The organism is Algoriphagus zhangzhouensis (assembly GCF_900148515.1).
GTDB classification, from domain to species: domain Bacteria; phylum Bacteroidota; class Bacteroidia; order Cytophagales; family Cyclobacteriaceae; genus Algoriphagus; species Algoriphagus zhangzhouensis.
Genome location: NZ_FRXN01000006.1, coordinates 13,509 through 39,902, shown reverse-complemented (window position 1 = coordinate 39,902; position 26,394 = coordinate 13,509). Strand labels below are relative to the sequence as shown.

Annotated in this window: 22 protein-coding genes; 8 read left to right on the top strand and 14 right to left on the bottom strand. The window is 40.0% G+C overall.

Features of this window, described 5'->3' with window-relative positions; genetic code table 11:
• Positions 1-103 precede the first annotated feature (103 nt).
• From dnaE to BUF13_RS17935, 5 genes are all read left to right on the top strand, one after another.
• Positions 104-4,390, top strand: coding sequence for a DNA polymerase III subunit alpha (dnaE, locus tag BUF13_RS17955; RefSeq protein ID WP_073573213.1), 4,287 nt, complete (start codon positions 104-106; stop codon positions 4,388-4,390).
• Between the two features lie 130 nt (positions 4,391-4,520).
• Entirely contained in the window at positions 4,521-4,841 is a 321-nt protein-coding gene (trxA, locus tag BUF13_RS17950) for a thioredoxin (RefSeq protein ID WP_073573212.1), read from the top strand.
• A 65-nt stretch (positions 4,842-4,906) separates the two neighbouring features.
• Positions 4,907-5,944, top strand: coding sequence for a tRNA 2-selenouridine(34) synthase MnmH (gene mnmH, locus BUF13_RS17945; protein WP_073573211.1), 1,038 nt, complete (start codon positions 4,907-4,909; stop codon positions 5,942-5,944).
• The gene (gene selD, locus BUF13_RS17940; RefSeq protein WP_073573210.1) at positions 5,934-6,974 is read left to right on the top strand and encodes a selenide, water dikinase SelD; all 1,041 of its coding nucleotides are present in this window, start codon (positions 5,934-5,936) and stop codon (positions 6,972-6,974) included. Before mnmH ends, selD begins: the two co-directional genes overlap by 11 nt.
• Before the next feature lie 44 nt (positions 6,975-7,018).
• Positions 7,019-7,924, top strand: a complete 906-nt coding sequence (locus BUF13_RS17935; RefSeq protein ID WP_073573209.1) for a TolB family protein — start codon at positions 7,019-7,021, stop codon at positions 7,922-7,924.
• 14 nt (positions 7,925-7,938) lie between these two features.
• Here BUF13_RS17935 and BUF13_RS17930 read toward each other — a convergent pair whose 3' ends face one another.
• Positions 7,939-8,496 (bottom strand): DUF502 domain-containing protein, encoded by a 558-nt coding sequence (locus tag BUF13_RS17930; protein WP_073573208.1) that lies wholly within the window; start codon positions 8,494-8,496, stop codon positions 7,939-7,941.
• Between the two features lie 185 nt (positions 8,497-8,681).
• On the opposite strand from BUF13_RS17930, the gene BUF13_RS17925 reads away from it, so the two are divergent.
• Positions 8,682-10,325, top strand: a complete 1,644-nt coding sequence (locus BUF13_RS17925; RefSeq protein WP_073573207.1) for a hypothetical protein — start codon at positions 8,682-8,684, stop codon at positions 10,323-10,325.
• A gap of 72 nt (positions 10,326-10,397) precedes the next feature.
• Here BUF13_RS17925 and BUF13_RS17920 read toward each other — a convergent pair whose 3' ends face one another.
• The 8 genes from BUF13_RS17920 to cmk all read right to left on the bottom strand — a co-directional run bounded on the left by BUF13_RS17920 (position 10,398) and on the right by cmk (position 17,558).
• Entirely contained in the window at positions 10,398-11,024 is a 627-nt protein-coding gene (locus BUF13_RS17920) for a 3-keto-disaccharide hydrolase (RefSeq protein ID WP_073573206.1), read from the bottom strand.
• Positions 11,025-11,192: 168 nt separating this feature from the next.
• Positions 11,193-11,804 (bottom strand): NADH:ubiquinone reductase (Na(+)-transporting) subunit E, encoded by a 612-nt coding sequence (gene nqrE / locus BUF13_RS17915; RefSeq protein WP_073573205.1) that lies wholly within the window; start codon positions 11,802-11,804, stop codon positions 11,193-11,195.
• 15 nt (positions 11,805-11,819) lie between these two features.
• Positions 11,820-12,503, bottom strand: coding sequence for an NADH:ubiquinone reductase (Na(+)-transporting) subunit D (locus BUF13_RS17910; protein WP_073573204.1), 684 nt, complete (start codon positions 12,501-12,503; stop codon positions 11,820-11,822).
• 29 nt (positions 12,504-12,532) lie between these two features.
• Positions 12,533-13,294, bottom strand: coding sequence for an NADH:ubiquinone reductase (Na(+)-transporting) subunit C (nqrC, locus tag BUF13_RS17905; protein ID WP_073573203.1), 762 nt, complete (start codon positions 13,292-13,294; stop codon positions 12,533-12,535).
• Complete coding sequence (locus BUF13_RS17900; protein ID WP_073573202.1) at positions 13,281-14,480, bottom strand: NADH:ubiquinone reductase (Na(+)-transporting) subunit B; 1,200 nt, start codon at positions 14,478-14,480, stop codon at positions 13,281-13,283. Before BUF13_RS17900 ends, nqrC begins: the two co-directional genes overlap by 14 nt.
• A gap of 3 nt (positions 14,481-14,483) precedes the next feature.
• Positions 14,484-15,836 carry a Na(+)-translocating NADH-quinone reductase subunit A gene (locus tag BUF13_RS17895; protein ID WP_073573201.1) on the bottom strand — a complete coding sequence of 451 codons (1,353 nt, stop codon included), beginning with the start codon at positions 15,834-15,836 and terminating at the stop codon, positions 14,484-14,486.
• Between the two features lie 137 nt (positions 15,837-15,973).
• A complete protein-coding gene (locus tag BUF13_RS17890) occupies positions 15,974-16,870 on the bottom strand; it encodes a 4-hydroxy-3-methylbut-2-enyl diphosphate reductase (protein ID WP_073573200.1) in 897 nt (298 codons plus the stop codon).
• Entirely contained in the window at positions 16,854-17,558 is a 705-nt protein-coding gene (gene cmk, locus BUF13_RS17885; RefSeq protein WP_073573199.1) for a (d)CMP kinase, read from the bottom strand. Before cmk ends, BUF13_RS17890 begins: the two co-directional genes overlap by 17 nt.
• A gap of 130 nt (positions 17,559-17,688) precedes the next feature.
• Here cmk and ade point away from each other — a divergent pair, with 130 nt between their 5' ends.
• Positions 17,689-19,311, top strand: coding sequence for an adenine deaminase (ade, locus tag BUF13_RS17880; protein WP_073573198.1), 1,623 nt, complete (start codon positions 17,689-17,691; stop codon positions 19,309-19,311).
• A gap of 49 nt (positions 19,312-19,360) precedes the next feature.
• On the opposite strand, the gene BUF13_RS17875 is transcribed toward ade, so the two are convergent.
• Both BUF13_RS17875 and BUF13_RS17870 read right to left on the bottom strand, forming a co-directional pair.
• Positions 19,361-20,941 (bottom strand): peptide chain release factor 3, encoded by a 1,581-nt coding sequence (locus tag BUF13_RS17875; RefSeq protein WP_073573197.1) that lies wholly within the window; start codon positions 20,939-20,941, stop codon positions 19,361-19,363.
• A 344-nt stretch (positions 20,942-21,285) separates the two neighbouring features.
• Positions 21,286-22,524, bottom strand: coding sequence for a sensor histidine kinase (locus BUF13_RS17870; protein WP_073573196.1), 1,239 nt, complete (start codon positions 22,522-22,524; stop codon positions 21,286-21,288).
• Between the two features lie 143 nt (positions 22,525-22,667).
• Between BUF13_RS17870 and BUF13_RS17865 the strand changes: the two genes are divergently transcribed.
• Entirely contained in the window at positions 22,668-23,138 is a 471-nt protein-coding gene (locus BUF13_RS17865) for a Dps family protein (protein ID WP_073573195.1), read from the top strand.
• A 137-nt stretch (positions 23,139-23,275) separates the two neighbouring features.
• Here the strand turns inward: BUF13_RS17865 and BUF13_RS17860 are convergent, their stop codons facing one another.
• The 3 genes from BUF13_RS17860 to BUF13_RS17850 are packed head-to-tail and all read right to left on the bottom strand — an operon-like array spanning position 23,276 to position 26,365.
• Positions 23,276-24,580 (bottom strand): ABC transporter permease, encoded by a 1,305-nt coding sequence (locus tag BUF13_RS17860; RefSeq protein WP_073573194.1) that lies wholly within the window; start codon positions 24,578-24,580, stop codon positions 23,276-23,278.
• Complete coding sequence (locus tag BUF13_RS17855) at positions 24,573-25,466, bottom strand: ABC transporter ATP-binding protein (RefSeq protein WP_073573193.1); 894 nt, start codon at positions 25,464-25,466, stop codon at positions 24,573-24,575. Before BUF13_RS17855 ends, BUF13_RS17860 begins: the two co-directional genes overlap by 8 nt.
• A gap of 11 nt (positions 25,467-25,477) precedes the next feature.
• Positions 25,478-26,365 (bottom strand): hypothetical protein, encoded by an 888-nt coding sequence (locus tag BUF13_RS17850; RefSeq protein WP_073573192.1) that lies wholly within the window; start codon positions 26,363-26,365, stop codon positions 25,478-25,480.
• Positions 26,366-26,394: the final 29 nt, after the last annotated feature.

The following is a 26,394-nucleotide window of genomic DNA, read 5'->3' as shown; positions in this document are numbered from 1 at the left end:
ATTTTATTGAAAGTAATTTCTCTTTTCTTTGACAATTACCTTCGTTGGAGTTGGCAGCTTTGGGACTTTACCCCTAATTTGAAGTCCCATTTCTGGAAGCTGTATGTATATAATATTTGATACCGAAACCACCGGATTACCTAGAAATTACAATGCCCCCATGTCAGACTTGGACAACTGGCCTCGCCTTGTCCAACTCGCATGGCAACTGCATGATTCTAAAGGAAATCTGATTTCCAACAATAATTACATTGTCAAACCCGAGGGCTTCACCATCCCTTACAATGCCGAAAAAGTTCACGGGATCTCTACCAAACGAGCTTTGGCAGAAGGTCATGACCTGAAAGAGGTTTTAGCAATTTTTGAAAAAGATGTCGCTAAAGCCAAATACTTGGTTGGACACAATGTCGAGTTTGACGTTAATGTGGTTGGTTCTGAATTTATCCGAACTGAGCTCGGAATGCCGCTGACAGCTGATCAGCTGGATACAAAAGATATTTCTACAGACTTCTGTGCCATCCCTGGTGGAAAAGGCGGAAAATTCAAATGGCCTACCCTTACAGAATTACACCATAAGCTTTTTGGAGTTGGGTTTGACGATGCTCACGATGCAGCCTATGATGTAGATGCAACGGCTCGTTGTTTCTTTGGTTTGATCACTCAAAATGTTCTAAAACCTGAAGAAGGAATTGCTGTCTCAGAAGTCATTTATGAGGCTCCCAAACTAGCTGAAGCGAACTTTGCGCAAGCAAAGGATACTCAAAAGACCGCTGCTAAGGATGTACTAAAGCAAGCAGGTAAGGCTGATATTTCGGACTTGGTGGATGTTCCATTTACTCATCTGCATGTCCATACTCAATATTCAGTCTTACAGGCCACTTCCGAAATTCCAGCTTTGGTTGCAAAGGCAAAATCTTTGAATATGCCTGCGATTGCCATGACTGATCATGGAAACATGATGGGAGCTTTCCATTTCGTGAAAGCTGCAATGGGAGCGGAGATCAAGCCCATTGTCGGATGTGAATTCAATCTTTGTCGGGATAGAAAAAACAAATCCCAGAAGGACGACGGATACCAAACAGTCCTTATCGCTAAAAATAAAACTGGCTACCACAACCTTGCAAAACTGGCCTCCTATGCCAATATCGAAGGGTTTTACTATGTCCCAAGAATTGACAAGGAAGTTTTGGTTCAATACAAAGGTGACCTAATTGCTACCACTGGCGGACTTTGGGGAGAAATTCCTTTTCTGATTCTAAATGTTGGTGAAACCCAAGCTGAAGAAGCATTTCTGTGGTGGAAAGAGCAATTCGGAGACGACTTTTATGTAGAACTGAATCGCCATGGGATTCCTGAAGAGGAAAAAGTCAATGAAGTTTTATTGGAGTTTGCCAAGAAATATGACGTAAAGTATTTCGCAGCAAACAACTCCTATTACAATGACAAGGCGGATGCCAAGGCTCACGATATTTTGATCTGTGTAAAAGATGGTGAGTTGGTAGAAAAGCCTAAAAAATATATCGGTAAAAGAGGGAGAGAATTTCGTTACGGTTTCCCAAATGACGAATTCTATGTCAAGTCACCGGATGAGATGAAAAAGCTTTTCGCGGATCTTCCTGAGGCAATCGAATGCACACAGGAGATCGTGGAAAAAATTGAAGCTTACAAACTTGCAAGGGAAGTTCTTCTTCCAAAGTTTGACATCCCTGATGAATTCAAAGATCCTCAAGATGATGTAGATGGAGGGAAAAGAGGCGAAAATGCATTCTTAAGGCACCTCACTTATGAAGGTGCGGCTCTACGCTACAAAGAAATAACTCCCGATATTAAGGAACGCCTAGATTTCGAATTGGCAACAATTGAAAACACCGGATATCCAGGATACTTTTTGATTGTACAGGATTTCACCCGAGCAGCAAGAGACATGGGAGTTTCAGTTGGGCCAGGAAGGGGTTCGGCAGCTGGGTCTGCTGTTGCTTATTGTATTGGAATTACCAATGTCGATCCAATAGAGTATGATCTCCTTTTTGAGAGATTCCTAAATCCAGACAGGGTTTCCTTACCCGATATTGATATTGACTTTGATGATGAAGGTCGAGGAAGGGTTATCGATTATGTGATCAAAAAATACGGCTCCAATCAGGTAGCTCAGATTATTACTTACGGCACGATGGCTGCCAAATCAGCCATCCGGGATACTGCCAGAGTATTGAATTTACCTTTACCTGAAGCTGGTAGATTGGCAAGTTTGGTTCCTGACATCAAGTTGAAAGCATTGTTTTCTTTAGCCTCAAATAAGGCGGCTCTTTCTGATAAATTAAAAGGACAGGGTGAATTGATTCAAAAAGCAGAAGAGCTTATTCGAATTGCGCAAGGTCAAGACGAATCTGCCAAAACTGTCAACCAGGCCACTGTCCTCGAAGGATCGGTTCGAAATACCGGGATCCACGCCTGTGGGGTAATTATCACGCCAGATGACATCACCAACTTTGTTCCGGTAGCTTTGGCAAAGGATTCAGACATGGTTTGTACCCAGTTTGACAACTCAGTGGTAGAATCTGCCGGCTTGTTGAAGATGGACTTCTTGGGTCTAAAAACCCTAACCCTGATCAAGGACGCATGCAAAATCGTTAAGGAAAGGCACGGAATTCAGCTCGACCCGGACAGTTTTCCGATTGACGACGAAGAAACATATGAGCTATTCCAGCGTGGTGAGACAGTCGGAATTTTTCAGTATGAAAGTGCTGGAATGCAAAAATACATGCGAGAGCTGAAGCCTACTGTTTTTGCGGATTTGATTGCCATGAACGCACTATATCGTCCAGGACCTTTGGCTTACATTCCTTCTTTTATTAAAAGAAAGCATGGAGCAGAAGAGATCACTTACGATCTCGATGACATGAAAGAGTATCTGGAAGAAACCTATGGAATTACGGTTTACCAGGAACAGGTAATGCTACTTTCCCAAAAGCTGGCAGGTTTTACCAAAGGTGAGGCCGACGTTTTGCGTAAGGCAATGGGTAAAAAGCAAAAAGACGTTTTGGATAAAATGAAGCCCAAATTCGTCGATCAGGCTGTAGCCAAAGGTCATGATGCCAAAAAACTTGAAAAAATCTGGACTGACTGGGAGGCATTTGCATCCTACGCTTTCAACAAATCCCACTCAACCTGTTATGCCTGGGTGGCTTATCAAACCGCCTATCTAAAAGCGCATTATCCTGCAGAATATCTTGCTTCAGTATTGAGCAACAACATGAATGATATCACGCAGGTGACTTTCTTCATGGAAGAATGTAAAAGAATGGGAATCCCTGTTTTGGGACCAGATGTCAATGAATCTAAAAATGGTTTTACTGTAAATGCTGCAGGAGAAATTCGTTTCGGTATGGCGGCAATCAAGGGGGCAGGTTCCGCAGCGGTGGATGAAATCATCAAGGAACGAGAAAAAAATGGGCCTTTCAAAAACATTTTTGAATTTGCGAAGCGAGTAAATTCCAGAGCTTTAAACAAAAAAACAATGGAAGCTCTTGCCATGGCAGGAGGCTTTGATTGTTTCCCAGAGCATCATCGAAGACAATATCTCGAAGCTCCTGAAAACGACATTACTTTGATTGAAAAGGCAGTAAAATATGCACATAAAGTTCAACAGGAAGAAGAGAGTTCTCAGGTAAGTTTGTTTGGTGGAGGAAGTGGAAGCATGGACATCCCTATGCCTTCTGTGGCTCCTATGGAGAAATTCTCCCAACTTCAACAACTCAATATCGAAAAAGAAGTAGTGGGTCTTTATATCTCAGGCCACCCATTAGATCAATACAAATTGGAGATTGAGAACTTCACAAATGCTTCCCTTCCTGATTTGAATGACTTGGAGTCCCTCAAAGGGAAAAATGAGATTCGACTGGCAGGTTCTGTTTCTTCTTTTGCCCATAGGACAACCAAAAATGGAAAGCCATTTGGAACCTTGAGTATGGAGGATTACCAAGGAGGTTTTACATTCTTCCTTTTTGGGGACGATTACATCAAGTATAAAGAATATTTCATGACGGGCTGGTTTCTCTATATCAAGGGGAAAATCGGTCAGAAAAAATGGAATGAGCATGAAATGGAATTCAAAATTGACAGTATTTCCCTACTATCTGAGGTAAGATCCAAAATGGTCAAAGGGCTACGTGTCAATATTGATCTAGATGATCTGACTTTGGATTTGATGGAAAAATTGGAAGCTATTACAGAAAAGTATAAGGGTGAGGCCAAGCTTTATTTTGATGTAGTAGATAGAAAAGAAAACATCAGTCTGGAGCTATTTTCAAAGAGATTCTCGATTGATCCAAGTGCGGAAATGATCCAGGAATTGAAAGAAATCCCAGAAGTGGTTTATAAAGTTATCTAAATCAAGCTGATCAAAGTGACTACAACTATGGGTCATAGACAAAATTTATCTTCTCTTCGGAACTTATTGCCAGATGATTCACTTTCTCTCATATATTTGAAACCTGAAAAAAATCTAAATACTATATAAAATGGCAAAAGCAATCGAAATCACTGACGCAAACTTTGAAGAAGTAATCAAATCTGATCAACCAATCTTGGTGGATTTTTGGGCTGAATGGTGTGGACCTTGTAAAATGATCGGACCAGTAGTAGAAGAATTGGCTGGTGATTACGAAGGAAAAGCAGTTATCGGCAAAGTTGATGTCGACTCTAATCCTGGAGTGGCTCAAGCTTTCGGTATCCGTTCTATCCCTACCCTTTTGTTCTTCAAAGGAGGTCAAATCGTAGACAAACAAGTTGGCGCTGTTCCTAAAGCTGTTCTTTCTCAGAAATTGGACGCTCAACTGTAATTAATACACATTGACAAATCAAAGCCGCAAGGATATCCTTGCGGCTTTTTTTATATTCGTTCTCTATGAATGAAACCCTCATTTCACTTTCTGAATTTTTCGAACTTCGACATTCCCTTCCAATTCTCGATGCAAGATCCGAAGGGGAATTTTCTCAAAGCCATATTCAAAACGCATTCAATATTCCTATTCTGAATAATCAGGAAAGAGTGGTAGTAGGAACGCTTTATAAAAATGAAGGAAGTGAAAAGGCCACTTTGAAAGGATTTGAGTTGGTTGGACCAAGATTTCATCAAATTCAAAAAGAGGCCATTGAGCTTTTCCCTGAAAGGGAAATCATTCTTTATTGTTGGAGAGGTGGAATGAGGAGCCAAATCCTATCTTGGCTTCTTTCTATGGTCGGTTTTAAGATATTCAGAATAAAAGGAGGCTATAAAACCTATCGAACGTTTACCTATCAAGAAGTTAGGAAACAAAGGAAAATCTTAGTTTTAGGAGGAAAAACGGGTGTTGGAAAAACTGTTCTCCTAGAACAACTTAGAAGAAAAGGTGAGCAAATTATAGACTTGGAAGGCTTAGCAAATCACAAAGGATCTTCTTTTGGTTCTATTGGACAAAAGCCTCAGCCAACTGTTGAGCAGTTTGAAAACATGCTAGGAGAACAATTGCTTCAAATGCATTCTGAAAAGGTCTTATGGCTTGAAAATGAAAGTAGAAAAATCGGCAGGATCATTTTACCCGATTTGTTGAACGATCAAATGAAATCCGCACCTCTTATTGACATTCAAAAAACAAAATCTGAGCGGATTCAGCATATTTCTGAGGAGTACGGTTCTCTTCCAAAGGCCGATTTAATTGCAGCGATTAAGCGATTAAGCAAGAAGCTTGGAGGACTTAGAACTCAGCAAGCCATCTCTGATGTAGAGGATGAAAACACAGCCAATTGGGTTGAAAATGTCATGATTTATTATGACAAGGCTTATGATTTTGACTTAGATAAACACGAGACTCAACAGGTTAACGAAATTGATTTGAGTGAAAAAAGTTGGGAAGAGCAAGCAGAACTTTTGATCACTTTGAAAAATAAAATATATGGAAGCTAAGGAAATCAAATTAACAGAATGGAGTGAAGGCTCAGGTTGTGGCTGCAAAATCGCTCCAGCTATTTTGGATCAAATTCTATCCTCCAGCAATTCATTTTCACAAAATGACCCCAATTTATTGGTTGGTAACTCTGGAAAAGATGATGCTGCAGTTTACCAAGTTTCCGAAGACATTGCCATGATCAATTCAGTAGATTTTTTTACACCAATCGTTGACGACCCCTTTGATTTTGGAAGAATCTCTGCTGCCAATGCTATTTCCGATATCTATGCGATGGGGGGAAAGCCCCTATTCGCAAATGCCATTTTAAGCTGGCCCGTTGAGAAAATCTCTCCAGAATTGGCTGCTAAAGTAATGGAAGGAGCCAAGTCAATTTGTCAAGAAGCTGGAATTGAACTCGCAGGTGGACATAGCATCGCGGCGAAAGATCCAATTTTTGGTTTATCTGTTAATGGTGTTGTTCACCCTCGAAAAATCAAAACCAATCAAGATGCTAAATCTGGGGATTTGATTTATCTGACCAAACCACTTGGTGTTGGAGTTTTAGCTACGGCTTTGAAGCGAGGAAAAATCAATGAAGAGGACTATTCAAAATTGATTGACACGGCCTGTCAATTGAACTCCATTGGAGCCATACTTGGAAACCATGAAGAAGTAAAAGCCATGACCGATGTAACTGGTTTTGGCATATTGGGACATTTGATAGAAATGGCAGAGGGAGCGAACCTTTCTGCTGAAATAGAAATCTCCAAGCTACCCTTGATTGATGGGATTCAAGAATATATCAACCAGTTTATTTTCCCAGACAATACCTATAGAAACTGGAATGCCTTTTCTCCAAAAACTGAAGGAGTCAAAGGAATGGACCTAGTCAAACTTTGCGATCCACAAACTAGTGGGGGCTTATTGATAGCCGTTTCTCCAGAAGATCAAAAATGGTTTGAAGACACTTTGAAAAGGGAAAACCACAAATTCTGGAAAATCGGATCATTTACTAATCTTCTAGAAAAAACAGTGTATATCCAATAATTTACCTGAGGCTTAGTAAATTAAGGAGAAACAATCTCCCAAAAATGAAACCTAAAATCCTCAGCTTTCTATTCTTAATAATCCCTGTTTTTTCTAGCCATTCCCAACAAGTCCCAGAGGGAATTTCCAGTGAGCTAGTCATTTTGAATGTCAATACTCTTGAAGAAAAAGTAATCCTGAAGGAAAAAAGACATTTTGAAGCTCCCAATTGGAGTCGAGATGGAAAATTCCTACAAATAAATTCCGATGGCAAATTGGAAAAAATCGATTTGGAGGGGAATAAGCTTGGTACTATTTCCCCTGATTACATGAATCGGATCAACAATGATCACGGACTCAGCTTTGACGGGAAGACAATTGTTTTTAGTAGAAATGATGAAGGACTGAGCTCAAGAATCTATACCATATCAAGTAATGGTGGTCCCAGTAAATTGATTACTCCAAATTATCCAAGCTATTGGCATGGGATCAGCCCCGACGGAAAAACATTGGTCTACTGTGCAATGCGTGATGATGCTTGGGATGTATATGCTATTTCCTCAGAAGGAGGCGATGAAGTAAGGCTAACAGATACTGAAGGATTAGACGATGGCCCAGAATATTCTTATGATGGAAAATGGATTTATTTCAATTCACATCGAACTGGAAGAATGCAAGCATACCGAATGAAACCCGATGGAAGTCAACAAGAACAATTAACTTTTGATGAACTGGACAATTGGTTCCCTCATCCATCTCCAGACAATCATAGCGCAGTGATCATCTCTTACCTTGAAGACCAAAGAGGCGCTCATCCATTCGGAAAAGATGTCAAGCTTCGCTTATTAGATGTAGAATCCAAAAAGCTAAAAGATTTGACTCCGGTTTTTTATGGAGGCCAAGGCACCATCAATGTACATTCATGGTCTCCAGATGGGGTATGGATTGCATTTGTGAGGTACCTCAAATAGGGATGACATATGACTTATCCTTCCAAAGATGAAACACCACCACTTACCATAAACTTCATCACATCAGCACTCTTCACTCCTTCAAGGCGTTTTACTTTATCTTTAGGAACCAAAAACACGTTACCAGACACATTGTAACTATGGGGAAAATATACGGCAACCAATTCCTCATTTCCGATAACTGACATATCATCTTGGGTGATAAAACCCAGCCTAGAAAGAGTATCAGAAACTTGAACAATGACAGGTGAGCTGAACTTTTTCTTTTCCCCTACAAAGGCTCCCATCAAATCTTTAATAGAAGTGTACAGCAAGTTCACCAAAGGAATCCGGACCAAGCCTCTTTCAAACCAATCGAAAAACCGACGGGTAAAGAACAGACTCGCCAGATATCCAATAAAAGTGATCAGACCAAGAACCATGAGAATTCCGATCCCTGGAATAGGAACAGGAATCAAATTATCCAAAAAGACGAAAATCGCATAGATCACATAAATAGTGACTGCTAAAGGAGTCAAAAACAATAAGCCTCGAAGGAAATAGGATAAGATCCTTTTGTATGTAAATGCCATGTCTCCCCTTTCTCAAAAAAAATGCCTAATCATTTTGGACAATAAACACTTTACAAGCTTTCGACTCTAAATTGACTAGCCGTTCGGAATAAAGTTGAGGTATTCTTTTAGAAAAACTTATATTTTTAATTATCAGCCAATTTTAATTCCTGTCAATCAACACTTAAATCCAAAATTCACATTCCATGAAAATTCACTTTTTGAGTCTATTTTTTCTTCTACTGGTTTCATTAAAAGTCTATCCCCAATCAGAAATTGAAATCATATATTCTCAAGGCCAAACCACCATTCAAGAAGCTGAAAATGGAATTTTAAAGATTCTCGTTTCGGATTCAGATTTAGCGAAATTCAAAAAACAAGGTTTCATCAGCTACAGTGATTTTGGTGCTATTGGAGATGGAAAAGCTGATGATCAAAATAGCATCGTTGCGACACATGCTTTTGCAAATGAAAATGGATTAAGTATCAAAGCAAACGAAGGCGCAAACTACTATATCGGAGGTAATGATCGAAAAGCGATCATACAAACAGACACAGATTTTGGAAAGGCTTCTTTTATCATCGATGATAGAAATGTAAAAAACAGAACTACCCCCATTTTCGAAGTAAAAACTTCATTGGACCCTATCAAATTGGAAGGTGTCACTTCCCTTAAAAAGGGTCAAAAGAAATTGGACTTAGACTTGGATCAGGCCTACCTGGTCACTGGCACAGATACTACCATCCGACGCTACATCCGATTTGGTCTAAACCAAAACAATGGCTATCCACAAACAGACAATTTCAGAATTGAAAAGAGTGGAAAAATTGATCCAAAAAGTCCTATCATCTGGGACTTTGAGCAGATCACTGAAATCACTGCACTTCCTATTGATGAAAAAACTGTTAAGATAACAGGCGGCCATTTTACCACAATAGCTAACCAGGAGGAATCCAAGTACAACTACTACAGTAGAAATCTTCTAATTAGACGCTCAAATGTCATTGTTGATGGCATAAAGCATTCTGTCACTGGAGAAGGCGAGCATGGGGCTCCTTATGGAGGATTTATCACTATTCAAGATTGCGCAGACGTCAAAGTGATGAATAGCATCTTTACTGGTCATAAAACCTATAGCACGATAGGAAGAGCAGGCAAACCCGTAAGCATGGGCTCTTATGATCTTTCTGTAAACCGGGCATTGAATGTGTCTTTTATCAATTGTAGTCAAACAAACGACATCAATGACAGAACCTACTGGGGAATCTTCGGCTCTAACTACAGTAAAAACCTACTCTACGACAACTGTAAACTTTCCAGATTTGATGCTCATATGGGTGTGGCAAATGCGACTATCCGAAATTCCGAATTGGGCCACATGGGGATCAACGCTATAGGTACAGGAACTTTGTTGGTAGAAAACTCCACTATCAATAGCGGAAGGTTAATCAATCTCAGATCAGACTACGGAAGCACTTGGGAGGGAGAATTCATCATCAAGGATTGTGTCTTCAATCCAAATGCTGGCAATGCAAGACAAGCAGATTTAATTAGCGGATACAATTCTGGTCAACATGATTTCGGATATGTATGCTATATGCCTGAAACGATAAAAATCATAAATCTCTCCATTGAAGACTCCAATCATTCTGAGGAATATGATGGTCCCATCCTTTTTGCCAATTTTAATCCTGAAAGGAAGGATAGTTTTTACCAGGAGGAATTCCCATATGTAATCACCAAGAAAGTAATCCTAAAGAACATCAAAATAGCAAGTGGGAATGCTTTGAAGATCAGTAAAAATCCGGTCATGTTTCAAAAAGTAGAAATTGAAGGGCTTAAAAAGTAAATCCAAACCACTGGAAATAAAAAATGCCTGATCAAAATTGGTCAGGCATTTTTCATGTTACTAAAAGGGATATTAATCTTTGTATTTCACTTTGATGCTTTTGAAATAGATCACTGAATTTGGATCATGTGCCTGAAGGGCAATAGTGCCATGACTCAACTTTTTGGTACCCAAATCGCCTTCTTCTCTATCCTTGGATTCATCAAATTTATTGATTGTTTTTCCATTGACTTTCACAGTCACTTTATCTCCTTTGACGATGATATGCTCTGTATACCATTCTCCATCTTCGACATAGACATCTTTCACATCTTTGAACGAATAAACACTACCAGTCTTTCTCCAGTCACCATGACTTTGGTTTACCTGAATTTCATAACCGATATTAGGCCATCCATCTGCCTGATATTGTGTGTGGATGAAAATCCCAGAGTTTGCCTGTGGCATTGTTTTCAAAGTAACGATCACTTCAAAGTCTTTGAAATCATGGTTTCCAACTGGACCATCATAGAAAAGGTGCGCTCTTTTTCCAGCTACTTTAATGACTCCATCTTCAATTTGAAATGATTCGGGACTATCTGTAGTTAATTTCCAACCATCTAGGTCCTTACCGTTAAAAAGCTCAATCCATTCGCCGGATTGGGCATAAGAAAAAGTAGCTACCAGGGTCAAGAGTAGTAATGAAAATATTTTTTTCATGTTGTAGTAATTAGGTTTGAACTCGAAATTTAGGTTTTTCTTAAGAACAATTTTAACCGTTAAAAAAACAATTAAAACTGATTTTCGAACAAAACTGAAAGGGCAAAAGCCCTATAACAAAAAAGGCTCTGAATTTCTCCAGAGCCTTTTTTAGATCTTTATTTTCTCTTAAAGGTCGATACCCATAAAAGACATAAATGCAATACCCATCAAACCGGTCAAAAGCATGGTAATACCCAAACCTTTCAAGCCATTAGGAACTGCAGAATATTTCAATTTTTCACGGATCGCAGCCAAAGCTACAATCGCAAGACAGAATCCAGTTCCTGAACCGAAGCCATATACTGCAGATTCAGCAATGGTATAGTCTCTTTGAGCCATGAATAGGGAACCACCCAAAATCGCACAGTTTACAGCGATCAAAGGCAAGAAGATACCCAATGCACCATACAAAGCTGGAGCAAATTTTTCCACAACCATTTCTACCAACTGAACCATCGCAGCGATGATTGCGATAAACATGATAAATCTCAAGAAAGTCAAATCGATAGATGCCAAATCAGCACTTACCCAAGTCAAAGCACCTTCTTTCAATACATATTCATTCAATAGCCAGTTCACTGGTACAGTTACTGTCAATACGAAGATTACAGCTGCACCAAGTCCGATTGCTGTACTTACTTTTTTGGAAACTGCCAAGAAAGAACACATTCCCAAGAAGTAAGCGAAAATCATGTTGTCGATAAAGATCGACCGAATACCTAAGTTAAATAATTCCATTTCTTCTATAGGATTTTAGTGTTCTACATAACCAGTTTTGGTACGCTGTACCCAGATGATCAAACCTAGGATCACGAAAGCACCTACAGGAGATACCATCAATCCGTTGGTTGCCAACTTGAAGTCAGGACCAAATAGACCAGAGATCGTGTCGTAAATTGGAAGTCCGAATACAGATCCAGAACCTAGCAATTCTCTAAAGAAAGCTACTGTCAAGATGATCCAAGAATATCCCAAAGCAGATCCAAACCCATCCAATACTGAATCATAAGGCTTGTTACCCAAAGCAAAAGCTTCCAAACGACCCATTACGATACAGTTGGTGATAATCAAACCGATAAATACAGAAAGTTCTTTGTACATGTCATAGGCAAAAGCTCTCAATACCTCTGATACCAAGGTTACCAAGGTTGCTACTACTGCCAACTGTACAATGATACGAACTCGGCTAGGGATGGTATTTCTCATCAAAGAGATTACCAAGTTGGACATTACAACAACAAAAATTACAGAGATTGCCATTACCAAAGTAGGCTTCATCTGCGTTGTTACCGCCAAGGCAGAACAAATCCCCAATACCTGAATGGTAATCGGGTTATCATCTACCAAAGGGTCTGTTACTAATTTTTTGCGGCGCTTGGAAAGAAGCTCTTCAGCTGGCTTCTTCTCAATCGCTTTTTCTACTGTTTCAGCACTCATATGATTATAATTCTGTGAGTTGTTTAAAATTAAAGAGCGGCTACAGCCCCAGACTTCTTGGATTCGATATATGCCTCGTAGTGACCAAGGTAATCCTTCAACATTGAATTGACACCTTTACCAGTAATTGTTGCTCCAGACATACCGTCAATTTGATGAGGTTGAGAAGAATAATCTTTTCCTTCACCCTTCTGCATTTCTACAGCAACTAGATCTCCAGATTCGTCAAAAATTGTCTTTCCAACATATCTAGCTTGCACACCTGGCTCGGTAATTCTAGCTCCCAAACCTGGAGTTTCACCTGCGTGAGCCAAAGTAATACCACCTACAGTATTCATATCAGTATCCAAAGCGATAAAGCCCCAAATAGCATCCCAAAGACCTGCCCCATAAAGTGGGAAAATATAAGATTCCACTTGATCAGCATTTCCTTCTGCATGATAAATAAATACTGGATACAATCTCTGATCAGCTGGCTTCTTGTAGTTTTTAGCGATATCAACAGTTTCAGCTGTTACCGCTACACCACCTTGCTCAGACACTTCTTTTCCATTGATATCAACTACAATAGAAGAAATTCTATTGGTATAATAATCATTTACCTCTTGAGGAGACATTGCGCTGATTTCCTCACCGGAAATCACAGCTCCCAAGATTTGTTTTTTCTTATCCAAGGCTTCTGCCTCACGCTGCAACGGTCCCAATACTTGAGAAGTACCAGAAAGAAGCAAGCCAAGAACTACGGTCAAGATGACCGAAAATGTGATAATATAAGCGTTAGACTGTTGCACGTTGTAACCTCCTTGTTTTATTGGCTTTTACTACATAATAATCGATCAAAGGAGCAAACACGTTCATCAATAGAACGGCAAGCATAATTCCTTCTGGGTATGCTGGGTTCGTTACACGAATCACCACGGTCATAAAACCGATCAAGATTCCGTAAATCCATTTACCTGTTTCAGTTTGAGCGGCAGAAACCGGGTCAGTTGCCATAAATACAACACCGAAAGCCAAACCTCCCATTACCAAATGGTAGTGAGCAGGCATTGCCATGTATTCGTTTACAGCAAGTGCATTCATCAAAAGACCCATTGCATAAGCTCCACCAAAACCACCAACGATGATTTTCCAGCTAGCTACACCAGTATAGATTAAGATTACAGCTCCGATCAATGCCATCAAAGTTGATGTCTCACCAATTGAACCAGGAATCCATCCCATAAACATATTCATAAAGCTGAAATCCGCTCCCATAGCCGCATTGTGTGACGCAAGAGCTTCAACAACCGGTGTTCCTTCAGTACTTGCTCCATAAGCAACTCCCAATGCAGTAGCACCAGAGAAGCCATCTACAGCAGCTTTATCACCTAGGTAAGTCCAAACTTGATCACCAGAAATCTGAGCTGGATAAGCGAAATACAAGAATGCACGAGCGGTCATCGCTACGTTCAAAATATTCATTCCTGTTCCACCAAACACTTCTTTACCAATCACTACTGCGAAAATGGTAGCCAAAGCAATTTGCCAAAGAGGAATATGCGGAGGCATCACCAACGCGATCAACATCCCTGATACTAAGAAACCTTCAGAAACTGGGTGATTTCTAACCACACAGAAAATGAATTCAGTCACCAAACCAACACCATAAGAGACGATAAGGATAGGTAGTACGGAAATCAATCCGAACAACACTTTATCACCGAATCCAGCGGTTTCACCAACAGCTAGGAAGTGCTGCTCCCCAACATTTAGAATTCCGAAGATCAAAGCTGGAATCATTGCAATCACCACAGTGATCATGACACGCTTTAGATCAGTTGCATCTTTAATTTGAGCACCTTTAGCCTTGGTTACCAAGTCGGGTGCAAAAGCAATCGTTCTATGTCCCTCATAAAGGGTATAGAACTTTTCCCATTTGCCTCCCTTTTCAAAGTTTGGCTTAATACTATCGAAGAGATTTTGTAATGCCTTCATATCTTAGCTATACATTAATAATTCAATCCCAGATCTCACCAACTCCTGCAGCTCATTCTTAGAGGGATCCACAAATTCACAAAGAGCAACGTCTTCTTCGACGATCTCATACAATCCAAGCTCTTCCATCTCGTCAAAGTCCTCAGCAATGATTGCTTTGAACAAATAAGTAGGAAGAATGTCCATTGGAAGAACTTTTTCGAAAACTCCGGATACTACGAAAGGTCTTTCTTCACCGTGAGTATTAGTATCTACTTTGAATTCTCCTTTGTTCATAAAAGAGAACATACCGATTGCTTTATGGAAGCTCAATTTGGATGTAGTAGGCTTGATCCAACCCAAGAACTCTTCATAATCACCCTCAGGGATTACAGTTACTTGATTATGGTAGAATCCCATGTAACCTTCTAGAGAGATTTTCTCGCCGGTAAGTACGTTACCCGAGATCACTCTGACATGTCCGCTATTCAAGTTACCTTTTACAAAAGAGGAAACAGAAGCACCTGTAACAGTCTTCACATATCCTGTTTTGGTCAATTCTGAACCTGTAACAGCAATTACTTTAGAAGCATCAAAAACTCCGTTCAAAACCAATTTACCAATTTGAACTACTCCTACTGGAGAAATAGTCCATGCAAGTTCTCCTTTGTTGATCGGATCCAAATGATGAATCTGAACACCTACGTTACCCGCTGGATGTGGTCCTGAGAATTTATTGATTTCAACGCCTTTAGCATTCGCAAAAATTGCCGGTACATTTTTGGAGCCATCCACATTCAAGTGTACTTTTCCATCGGTCAATTTCGCCAATGCGTCCAAACCAGCTTGGAAATACTGTTCTTCACCTTGAAGGGTAAATCCGTAATCTGGAGCAAGAGGATTAGAGTCAAAAGCAGAAATGAAAATAGCCTTAGGAGTATCATCAGGGTTTGCCACGATACCATAAGGTCTCTGAATCAAGTTTGGCCAAACCCCGCTTTCAGCAAGCTTTGCCTTCAAAGTATCACGATCTACTTTACCTAGGTCGATTTTACCCAAGTCTTCGAAGGTGGTTTCTTTGTCTGCCAAAATTTTGATTTCGAGTAATTTTCTCTTTTCTCCTCTTTTGACTTCGACAATCTCGCCTGAAACCGGAGCCACATACTTGACTTGGTCCATCGCTTTGTCGAACAGGATTGGAGTACCAGCCTTTACGGTATCTCCTTCATTGACAAGAACTTTCGGTCTTTGAATACCAAGAAAGTCAGTCGGCTTAATGGCGAAGGTTTGAGCAGAGGCAAAATCAGCAAGCTCTAAAGCCGCCTTTCCTGCAAGGTTAATGTCAAAACCTTTCTTAAGCTTCACTAATTTAGACATATCTGTTTTTGAACTATGAGCTTTTGAAAAACGCCCCAAATCTAATAAATAACCTCTTTATTTATAGACTATCTGGAAGTTTATGTTTGATTTTCTCCGGAATGGCTTTCCCCACTTCCGAATGGTGATTTTTGTATTTAAGCCGGAAGAGCATTTTCTTCCATAGATTCTAAGTGATTTTTAACCTGCTCCATCAGCCACATTGGCGTAGAAGTCGCTCCACAAATACCAACTTTATCATCCGAATTAAACCATTGAGGATCCAGTTCAGTCTCATTTTCAATGAAATAGCTTCTTGGATTTTCCGAAAGACAAACTTGATAAAGGGCTTTCCCATTGGAGCTCTTTTTCCCAGAGACAAAAACAATCACATCATTTTCTTTTGAAAATTTCTGTAACTGAGGCTCGCGATTTGATACTTGGCGACAGATAGAATCATTGGCATTAAAATCGACAGTTTCCACTTTTCCCTTCTCAGCTTGAATTCTTTCTTCAATTTTCCGAGATAATTCGTAAAAACCTTTGGTGCTTTTAGTTGTCTGACTGAACAAAGTTACAGGTCGGGAATAGTCGATTTTCTCCAAATCGGAATCTTCCATCACTACAATTGCCTTCTCCAAAGTCTGGCCAGTCAAGCCAATCACTTCAGCATGACCTTTCTTGCCATAAATGACAATTTGCCCTTGCTCACGCTCCATCTTATCAAAAGCAGTTTTGACACGGTGCTGTAGTTTCAAAACAACTGGACAAGAAGCATCAATCAATTCGATATTGTTTTCTATGGCTGTGCGGTAAGTTTCTGGCGGTTCACCATGAGCACGGATCAAAACTTTGCAATCGCTCAATTCTGAAAGTTGCTCTCGGTCAATGACCACTAGTCCTTTCTCTGACAAGCGCTTTACTTCCATGTCATTATGGACGATATCACCCAGACAATACAACTTGTCTGCCTGCTCCATTTCGTCCTCTGCCATTTTGATGGCAAACTCTACTCCAAAGCAATAACCGGAGTTTTTATCAATGGTTACTTGCATAATCTTTCGTATGATTAATCTTCTGCTGGGCCAAATCCACGATTTGCGCTACCTGCTCTGCGAAATTCAAATTACTGGTATCGATCTCAACTGCGTCCTCCACCTTAATCAATGGCCCTTCTTCGCGAGTCGAGTCGATTTGATCTCTTTCTGCTAGATTTTTCTGGATTTCTTCCAAATCCACCAAATCACCTTTTGCTAATAATTCTTGCTGTCTTCTGTAAGCTCTTGTTTCCAAGTCGGCCGTCATAAACACCTTCAGTTCTGCATCTGGAAAGATTACCGATCCAACATCACGGCCATCCATGACCACTCCTTTGGATTTCCCCAATTTCTTTTGCTGGGCAACCAAAACTTTTCGGATCTCTTTTTCCTTGGCCAGATTACTTACATTTTCCGAAACCCGCATGGTCCTGATCTCCTTTTCTACATTGAGACCGTTGAGATAGGTTTCTTGTTCTCCTGAATCAGGATTAGGGTGGAATTCAATTTCCAGATCTTTTAAACCTTTCTCCACATCATGAGGATTGGAGGGTGAAAGATATGAATTCAAAAAATGTAAGGTTGCTGCTCGATACATGGCACCAGAATCAATGTAGGTGTATCCCAAATCCTTGGCTACAGCTTTGGCAGTTGAGCTTTTACCACATCCTGAATATCCATCTATGGCGATGACAATTTTACCCATCAAAAATCCTAAGGTTTATGCTTTTTTATTCCGTGGCAAATATAGTAGTTTTAATCCAATTGAATTTTGAAGGGGCGATTATCTCCAAGATTTCTTTCTTAGCCTCAGTTCATTTTTAACACTGATTTTCATGATTATCCGCGCTCATTTTGTCGATATCCTTGGTAGAAAAACCTATCCAGCTGAACTAGCTTTCGAAAATGGAAAGATTCTTCAAATCACTCCAATCGAAACATCAGATTCGCTACCTTTTATTTTACCTGGATTTATTGATGCACATGTCCATGTGGAATCCTCCATGCTCGTCCCATCTGAATTTGCAAGATTAGCGGTGTGTCATGGGACAGTTGCTACCATCTCAGATCCTCACGAAATCGCCAATGTCTGCGGAGTAGAAGGAGTCGATTACATGATCGAAAATGGAAAGCAAGTCCCATTCAAATTTTACTTCGGTGCTCCCTCCTGCGTCCCCGCCACTCCATTCGAAACAGCCGGAGCGGAAATAGATGCGCAGGATATAGAGAATCTGATGTCCCGACCTGAAATCCATTATCTGGCTGAAATGATGAATTGGCCTGGAACAGTCAATCGTGATCCACTGGTCATGGAGAAAATCAAAATTGCACAGAAATATGGCAAACCTGTAGACGGACATGCCCCGGGGCTAAAAGGTGAGCTTGCAGAAAAGTATGTCAGTGCAGGTCCTAGCACAGATCATGAATGCTTCACTTATGAAGAAGCCTTGTGCAAAGTCAAACTGGGAATGAAAATCGCCATTCGTGAAGGTTCAGCTGCAAAAAACTTTGAGGCATTAATTGACCTGATTGATGACTATCCAGAAATGATCATGTTCTGCTCTGATGACAAGCATCCTGATAATCTGGCAATATCCCACATCAACGAATTGGCCGCTCGGGCTGTCGCAAAAGGAAAAGATATTTTTGATGTTCTGAGAGCAACCTGCCTAACTCCAATTTCACACTATTCATTGAAAGTTGGTCAGCTAAGAACTGATGACCCTGCTGACTTTATTTTGGTCAAAGATCTAAAGGATTTTCAGGTACTGGCAACTTATATCGATGGAGAAAAGGTAGCTAAAAATGGAAAGACACTGATTCGCCCTATCAAAAATGAGGTCATCAATAATTTTGACACCAATCCAAAAAGACCGGAAGATTTCAAACTCAAAGCCAAAGGAAATCAAGTTCGTGTAATCGAAGCATTAGATGGACAATTAATCACTCCCGAAACCTCAGGTGAAATATTGGAAAAAGACGGTTTCGCAGAATCCAATGTAGAAAAAGACGTTTTGAAAATCACCGTTGTCAACCGCTACCAGAATGCGGATCCAGCAGTCGCCTTTATCAAAAACTTTGGACTAAAAACTGGTGCAATCGCTTCTTCGGTCGGACACGACTCTCATAATATCATTGCAGTAGGAGTGGATGATGAATCCATTTGCAAAGCGGTAAATCTAATCATCGAAGCCAAAGGTGGGGTTTCCGCAGTATCAGGAAATCAGGAAGAAATTTTACCGCTTCCTGTCGGAGGAATCATGTCTGCTTCGGATGGCTATGAAGTGGCTACCGCATATACCCGAATAGACAAAATGGCAAAAGAGATGGGCTCTCAACTCAATTCTCCTTTTATGACTTTGAGCTTCATGGCCTTATTGGTAATACCAGACCTCAAACTAAGTGATAAAGGTTTATTTGATGGACAGAAGTTTGAGTTTACTGAAGTTTTTAAATGAGAGATGAATTACCAAAAAGTAAAAACCCTTGGAGGGTAAAAGGCTTAAATTAAAACTCCGAAGTAAAGTGGAATTCTATATCTGGATAATTGTCCTGAACCATCTGAAGCCAGGCTTTGGATTCTGCCATAAAGACTAACTTCCCGTCCTTGTCATGAGCGATATGGCGATTTTTGGAGCGAACAAATTCATCCAATTGTTTTTTGTCCTTGCTGCTGATCCAACAAGCTTTATAAAGGTTCATTGGATGAAATTCTACAGTCGCATTGTATTCATTTTTCAATCGGAACTGAATCACCTCAAACTGCAATTGACCTACGGTTCCGACTACCTTTCTGGATCCCATATCGAAAGTAAATAGCTGAGCTACCCCTTCCTCCATCAACTGCTTGAGACCTTTTTCCAATTGCTTGGTTTTCATCGCGTCTTTGTTGACTACCTCTCGGAAAATCTCTGGAGAGAAGCTAGGAATCCCCGTGAATACCATTTCTTCTCCATCGGTCAAGGTATCTCCAATTTTCAGGTTCCCGGTATCATACAAACCGATGATATCACCCGGGTAGGCGGTATCAATGATTTCCTTATCCTGGGCCATAAATTGAGTTACATTGGAAAAACGTAAAGGCTTTGGGCCGAAAACATGCTTGTACGGCTTATTTCTCTGAAACTCACCTGAACAAATTCTCAAGAAGGCAATTCGGTTTCTGTGATTCGGGTCCATGTTGGCGTGAATCTTAAACACAAAGCCAGAAAACTTGTTTTCGCCTGGCAAAACTTCTCTTGTATCAGTATTTCGGCTTTTTGGAGCTGGAGCAATTTTGATAAAAGTATCCAGCATTTCATTGACACCGAAATTATTCACGGCTGATCCAAAGAATACAGGAGCAACTTTTCCTTCCAAATACTCCTTGGTATCGAAATCGGGATAAACACCTTCGATTAATTCGACATCTTCTCTCAATTGATCAGCGGCACTTTGCCCAATCAATTTATCCAATTCAGCATCTTCCAGATTTTCAAATGTGGTTCTGTCATCGGAAAGTTTTCTCTGAGACGGAGTGAAAAGATTCAGCTTCTGGTCATATAAATTATAAACACCCTTGAAGCTTTTCCCCATTCCAATCGGCCAGGAAAGCGGACGACACTGAATATTCAGCTTAGATTCCACTTCATCCAACAAATCATATGGATCGCGTCCTTCACGGTCCAATTTGTTGATAAAGCAGATCACTGGAGTATTTCTCATCCGACATACTTCCATCAACTTTTCAGTCTGAATCTCGACCCCTTTCACGCAGTCAATCACCATGATTACCGAATCGACCGCAGTCAAAGTACGGTAAGTATCTTCAGCAAAGTCCTGGTGACCTGGAGTATCCAGCAAGTTGATTTTGATGTCTTTGTACTCAAACCCCATTACGGAAGTAGCAACAGAGATACCTCTTTGCTTCTCAATATCCATCCAGTCAGATTTAGTAGCTGTATCGATTTTATTCGACTTTACGGCACCTGCAGTATTGATCGCTCCCCCAAAAAGAAGCAATTTTTCCGTCAGGGTTGTTTTACCTGCATCCGGGTGGGCAATGATTGCAAAAGTTCTACGCTTTTTGATTTCTTCCGTCAGACTCATGGGATGTGATTTTCAGCCGACAAAGGTAAGGAAAAATAAAGTGGGAAGGTTATAAAGTTGAAAAGTGTAAAAGTTAGAAGACTTCTCCTCAGGCTTCAACCTCCTTTGGTAGATGCTTTTATCGAAAAATTGAAAGATTGAAAAATTACGCTTGAAGACTCTAAACTCACCTTTAAATCAAGGGTCGATGTCAGAAAAAGGAAAATGGCAATTAAGCACCTCGTCTTTCGTATTTCGTCATTCAAATTTCAATGGATAACAAATAGTGAAAATTAGTCCAAAAATTCTTGGCTCACTGATTTTGTGATTTTTATCCTGTATTTCCAAATTAGTATTCCGTATTTCTATTTGTATTCTAGGATTCCTTCTGTCACGAATTGTTCTGCACCTTCCCTCGTACTATGAAGTATTATTCTAAAAGTAGTCCCAACACCAACTTCAGAGCTTTTTACAAAAATCTTTCCTCCGTGATAGCTTTCAATAATTCGTTTTGCCAAAGTAAGTCCCAAGCCCCATCCTCTTTGTTTGGTTGAAAAGCCTGGATTAAAAACTCGTCGATACATCTTTTTCTCCATCCCTTTCCCGGTATCCGTAATATCTACAATCACAAATTTGTCACTATCCTGAAGCAATTCTAATGTGATTTTACCCTTGCCCTTCATGGCATCGACTGCATTCTTACAGATATTTTCCACCACCCATTCAAAAAGAGGCTTATTCATCATGGCATCGAGATCCTGAGAATCAGCTTTGATATTCAATTCCACTTTGGTAGAAATCCTTGGCCTTAGATAGCTAATAGTCTCCTCAATAACCTGATACAAGTTTTCAGCTTGGATTACAGGCTTGCTCCCGATGCTACTGAATCGCTCTGTCACCATCCGCAACTTCACTACATCCTTATCCATTTCCGTAATGATCTCCTTATTCTCTTCCCAAACAGGTGAATTTCGCAAGTAATCAATCCAAGCCATCAAAGAGGCGATCGGAGTACCTAATTGATGAGCAGTTTCCTTCGTAAGTCCAGCCCATACTCGATTTTGCTCAGCAATTTTACTTTGGTTAAAAAGCGCGTATGCCAAGGCTCCAAAAATCAATATCACCGCCAACTGGATGTAAGGGTAATACTTCAAGTTCAATAGGAGCTCCGAATTCCGATAGTAAACATGAATATCTGCCTCTTCCAACAGAATTGGCTCATACTCCTCCTTCATTTCGATCAACTCAACTTCCAAGGTTTTCGCTGAGTCCTGAGCAGTTGCATTCTTTTTAAAAGTGATATTCCTATACTCAAATGGATTTCCATTGGGGTCCACCATGATAATAGGAATAGAATAATTCTGCTGGATAATCTCTTGATTGATAAAGGTAAGGTTCTCGGCTGTCGAAGCGGCATACTCCAGCGCACTGGAAAGCAGTTCAATTTGTCTCCTCTCCCTTTCTCTCAACTCCTCCACCAAACTATTGGTATACCAGATTGACCCAGCACCTATTAAAAGAGAAACCACAACCAAAAGCCACTTAACCTGTTTTCGGTTTTGGTAAAAATCAATAGAAGTAAGATCCTGGAATCGGTTTTTCATGAATTGCGGTGTTGCCCTTAAGGCTATTAACTGACCAAAGTCATAGATAGTATATCTTGGTGATAGATAATATCAGTTAGCTTTTCAGGCCTGTTTGCCGTAAATTTATGGTATTAAAAATAAGACAAAAACAAATAAGTAATATGAAAACGAACGACATCGGATTAGAAGTAAAAGACAGCATTGTTTTAGTAGAAAAATTGAATGGATTGCTAGCAAACTATCAGGTTTACTATCAAAACCTTAGAAACTTCCATTGGAATGTATCAGGGCCTAACTTCTTTGAACTCCATGCGAAGTTCGAAGAACTTTACAATGAAGCAAATGCAGCAATTGATGAATTAGCTGAAAGAATTTTGACCTTGGGAGCTAGACCTTATTCTTCTTACCAAGAATACATTGAGACTGCGACAATCAAAGAAGCTAAAGAAGTAACCGAACCTGTGAAAATGGTCGAAATTGTTAGAGATAACATGACCACTCTTTTGGAATTGGAAAGAAATACTCTTGATACTGCCGGAGATTCTAATGACGAAGGTACAGCCTCATTAATGAGTGATTATATCACCGCTAAAGAAAAGGTTGTTTGGATGCTTTCTGCTTACTTGAGATAATGTCCTAATAGAAAAAAATCTAAAAGTCCCGACCAGTACTGGTCGGGACTTTTTGGTTATCAAGCATTGACTATTAAATCTCGAATTTTGATTCTAGTTTCTTGGTTCTTGTTTCTAAAATCTAGATTCTTCAGGGATTAATTATTTGTTTTAATCCACTTCCATAAGGTCTTGTAAGAAGGTTTGGTTCCATGCATTAGAATCCCAATTCTATAGATTTTTCCAGCTAACCAAGTGGTGCCCAAGAATCCCAGAATCAATAAAACCATAGAAAGAGCTAATTCCCAAAACGGCACTCCAAAACTTACTCTTCCCATCATAGCAATTGGAGAAGTCAATGGAACGATTGACAACCAAAATGAAGCAGTACTATTTGGATCTTGAAGCACAAAGACAAACAATCCCATGTAGGACACGATCAAAGGAATAGTAACCGGCAGCATAAATTGCTGTGCATCTGAAGGCGCATCCACTGCAGAGCCAATTCCTGCGAAAAGAGCTCCGTAAAGTAGATACCCACCTAAGAAATAGAATACAAAACAAAGAACCAGGGTTACAAAGTCAATTCCATTGATCACCTGGAGGATTTCTGAAACGCCACTATCTGGAATTTGCTCCATTCCAACTTGGGCCATCTCCATCGCCTGCTGTTGAGGCATTTTCATTCCAAGATAACCCGTCACTATGGTGGTCAATCCGCCAATCAAAACAATCCAAATCAATAGTTGTGTCAAACCCACTCCAGCAATCCCCACGATTTTACCCATCATCAACTGAAAAGGCTTCAGGGATGAAACCAATATTTCCACAATTCGGCTGGATTTCTCTTCGATGACTCCTTGCATGATTTGATTGCCGTAAATGAAGATAAACATGTAAATCAAGATCCCTGCAACAAATCCAATGGCATAATTGACAGTGGCATTGGAGACTTTCTCCTCCCCTTGTTCATTTACTGTAATGGACTTGATATCTACATTTGTCCTGATATCTGATATCAATTGAGGGTCTATTCCCGATTCATACAATCTTTGATCTTCTATTTTCTTTTTCAGACTGGATTCCAAATAAGACATCAGGTTCATATTTGGATTTTCTTCCCCGAAAAATGTGATCCCCTTGGGATCCTCCAAATCAAAATTGGGAATATGAAGAAAACCGTAGCGGTCTCCATTTTTCACTAGTTCTTTAGCCTCTTCATCACTTCTGTCGGAGAATGAAAAAGCATATTGATCGGAACTCTCCAAGAAAAAAAGTTTGTTTTCGTCGACAACTTCAATGATTCTCAAGGATTGATTATCCTTTTCCTCTACGGCTATCCAAACGAAAATTGCCATGATCGCTGGGAAGATCAATGGAGTCAATAACGTAGCCAAAAGGAAAGATTTCTTCTTAACTCTAGCCAAATACTCGCGCTGCATCACCAACCAAATCTTATTCATCGTGTGTTGATTTTACTTGGTGAATAAAAATTTCCTCCATACTTGGAATTACTTCTTGGAATCTACTGATCTGTCCATAGTTCATCAATTCTTCCAAAAGTTCGTTTGGACGTTTCCCACTTAGTGGCAAAGTAAAATGATAAGCACCTTCATCTTCTTTTGCCGTCCATTCAGCAGGAATTTCCTTGACCGGATTTTCGACAGTCACATGAAAAACTTCTGGGCGAAAGCTGTTTTTTACCTGACGAATTGTGCCATCCAAGATTTTATGAGACTTATTAATCATAGCCACCTGATCACAAAGCAATTCCACGGATTCCATTCTGTGAGTACTTAGGATTACTGTAGTTCCTTGTTTTTTAAGTTCTAAAATCTGGTCTTTTATGATTTCCGCATTTACAGGGTCAAAACCAGAAAAAGGTTCATCTAATATTAGAAGAGGTGGATTGTGAATGATCGTTGAAATAAACTGGACTTTTTGAGCCATTCCCTTGGAAAGATCTTCAATCTTCTTTTCTCTCCAGGTACTCATCTCCATTTTATCTAACCAGTTTTTAATTCGAGTTTTGGCATCGTGTTGGGAAAGACCTTTGAGTCTGGCGAAATAGATCATTTGATCCCAGACTTTCATTTTTTTATAAAGGCCTCTTTCTTCCGGCAAATAACCAATCTGGCTGATATGATAGGGAGCCAATGGTTTTCCATCAATTAGAACCTGACCTGAGTCAGCATCTATGATTTGATTGATAATTCGAATGAGAGTTGATTTTCCAGCGCCATTAGGACCCAAAAGTCCAAAAATCACTCCCTTACTCACCTTTAGATCGACATCGGTCAATGCCCGATTGGATCCATAGGATTTATTGAGTTTTTGGGTTTCAAGCATGTAATAAAAGGTTATTCTACTTTAAGAGAACCAACCCCAACATCAATGATCATTTCCAAAAGTTTGGGGTCATCTTCTTTGTAACCTCGTGTCACATAGGTCTCCTTGTCCAAAGAACGTAAATATTTCGGGATTGAAACCCTACACATCGCAGTGGTTTTCATTTTTATCTTGACTGGATAATTGTCAGAAGGCAGTTTCAACTTTAGAGTTCCTGCTCCTACAGCAGCAATTACCTGAGAAGAGTTTGACATACCTTCTGAAAAATTCAGGTAAATATTCCCATAATTCACCTCAAAGATCATTTTTTGAGCATTGGTGAAATTGGCAGACTCTACATCTACGGTACCCATATTTAAGGTTACCAATAGTGTGTCCATCTGAACTTGGTTCGGATCCTCGCTACCATAAAAAATATGTACATCAGCACTTGCACTCCGAACCTTCAACTGGCTAATTGGCAATTGAGACAAATCGAAGTCAGCTTGTCCTACACCTAAATTAAAATTAAGATGATATAAATAATTGGAGGCTAAGCCGACATCCCAACTATGACCGAAACCATCTTTTCCACTGGAAAAAAACTTGGAAGTAATGCTTTTACCCAAATTATCAGACTCTACATTTTTATGGGAAAGATTTGCCCAAAGAACATTTCCTTTTACTTCATGTGAAAATGAAGGTAAAATATTGGTTTGTTCTAGGTGCCCATGGATATACACAGGCTCCATGGACCGGACTCTTTTGAGGTGAGTAGCACTTTTATAACTCGAAAAATCGAGGACCACCAAATCAAAGCCCTCTTTTTCAGGGGCTCTATATTCTTTCACCAACTGTGCCTGACTAACACCTATCCCACAAAACAAACCCAGGAAAAGCAGACATAATTTTCTCAGCATACGGATAGGTTACGACTCGACATAGAAAA

Excerpts from the sequence above, each read along its gene's own strand:
- BUF13_RS17865 (WP_073573195.1), top strand. The coding sequence starts at position 22,668 with ATGAAAACGAACGACATCGGATTAGAAGTAAAAGACAGCATTGTTTTA.
- mnmH (WP_073573211.1), top strand. The coding sequence starts at position 4,907 with ATGAATGAAACCCTCATTTCACTTTCTGAATTTTTCGAACTTCGACAT.
- BUF13_RS17850 (WP_073573192.1), bottom strand. The coding sequence starts at position 26,365 with ATGCTGAGAAAATTATGTCTGCTTTTCCTGGGTTTGTTTTGTGGGATA.
- BUF13_RS17900 (WP_073573202.1), bottom strand. The coding sequence starts at position 14,480 with ATGAAGGCATTACAAAATCTCTTCGATAGTATTAAGCCAAACTTTGAA.
- BUF13_RS17855 (WP_073573193.1), bottom strand. The coding sequence starts at position 25,466 with ATGCTTGAAACCCAAAAACTCAATAAATCCTATGGATCCAATCGGGCA.
- BUF13_RS17920 (WP_073573206.1), bottom strand. The coding sequence starts at position 11,024 with ATGAAAAAAATATTTTCATTACTACTCTTGACCCTGGTAGCTACTTTT.
- BUF13_RS17910 (WP_073573204.1), bottom strand. The coding sequence starts at position 12,503 with ATGAGTGCTGAAACAGTAGAAAAAGCGATTGAGAAGAAGCCAGCTGAA.
- selD (WP_073573210.1), top strand. The coding sequence starts at position 5,934 with ATGGAAGCTAAGGAAATCAAATTAACAGAATGGAGTGAAGGCTCAGGT.
- BUF13_RS17895 (WP_073573201.1), bottom strand. The coding sequence starts at position 15,836 with ATGTCTAAATTAGTGAAGCTTAAGAAAGGTTTTGACATTAACCTTGCA.
- BUF13_RS17930 (WP_073573208.1), bottom strand. The coding sequence starts at position 8,496 with ATGGCATTTACATACAAAAGGATCTTATCCTATTTCCTTCGAGGCTTA.
- cmk (WP_073573199.1), bottom strand. The coding sequence starts at position 17,558 with ATGGGTAAAATTGTCATCGCCATAGATGGATATTCAGGATGTGGTAAA.
- ade (WP_073573198.1), top strand. The coding sequence starts at position 17,689 with ATGATTATCCGCGCTCATTTTGTCGATATCCTTGGTAGAAAAACCTAT.
- BUF13_RS17890 (WP_073573200.1), bottom strand. The coding sequence starts at position 16,870 with ATGCAAGTAACCATTGATAAAAACTCCGGTTATTGCTTTGGAGTAGAG.
- dnaE (WP_073573213.1), top strand. The coding sequence starts at position 104 with ATGTATATAATATTTGATACCGAAACCACCGGATTACCTAGAAATTAC.
- nqrE (WP_073573205.1), bottom strand. The coding sequence starts at position 11,804 with ATGGAATTATTTAACTTAGGTATTCGGTCGATCTTTATCGACAACATG.
- trxA (WP_073573212.1), top strand. The coding sequence starts at position 4,521 with ATGGCAAAAGCAATCGAAATCACTGACGCAAACTTTGAAGAAGTAATC.
- BUF13_RS17860 (WP_073573194.1), bottom strand. The coding sequence starts at position 24,580 with ATGAATAAGATTTGGTTGGTGATGCAGCGCGAGTATTTGGCTAGAGTT.
- BUF13_RS17925 (WP_073573207.1), top strand. The coding sequence starts at position 8,682 with ATGAAAATTCACTTTTTGAGTCTATTTTTTCTTCTACTGGTTTCATTA.
- BUF13_RS17935 (WP_073573209.1), top strand. The coding sequence starts at position 7,019 with ATGAAACCTAAAATCCTCAGCTTTCTATTCTTAATAATCCCTGTTTTT.
- BUF13_RS17870 (WP_073573196.1), bottom strand. The coding sequence starts at position 22,524 with ATGAAAAACCGATTCCAGGATCTTACTTCTATTGATTTTTACCAAAAC.
- BUF13_RS17875 (WP_073573197.1), bottom strand. The coding sequence starts at position 20,941 with ATGAGTCTGACGGAAGAAATCAAAAAGCGTAGAACTTTTGCAATCATT.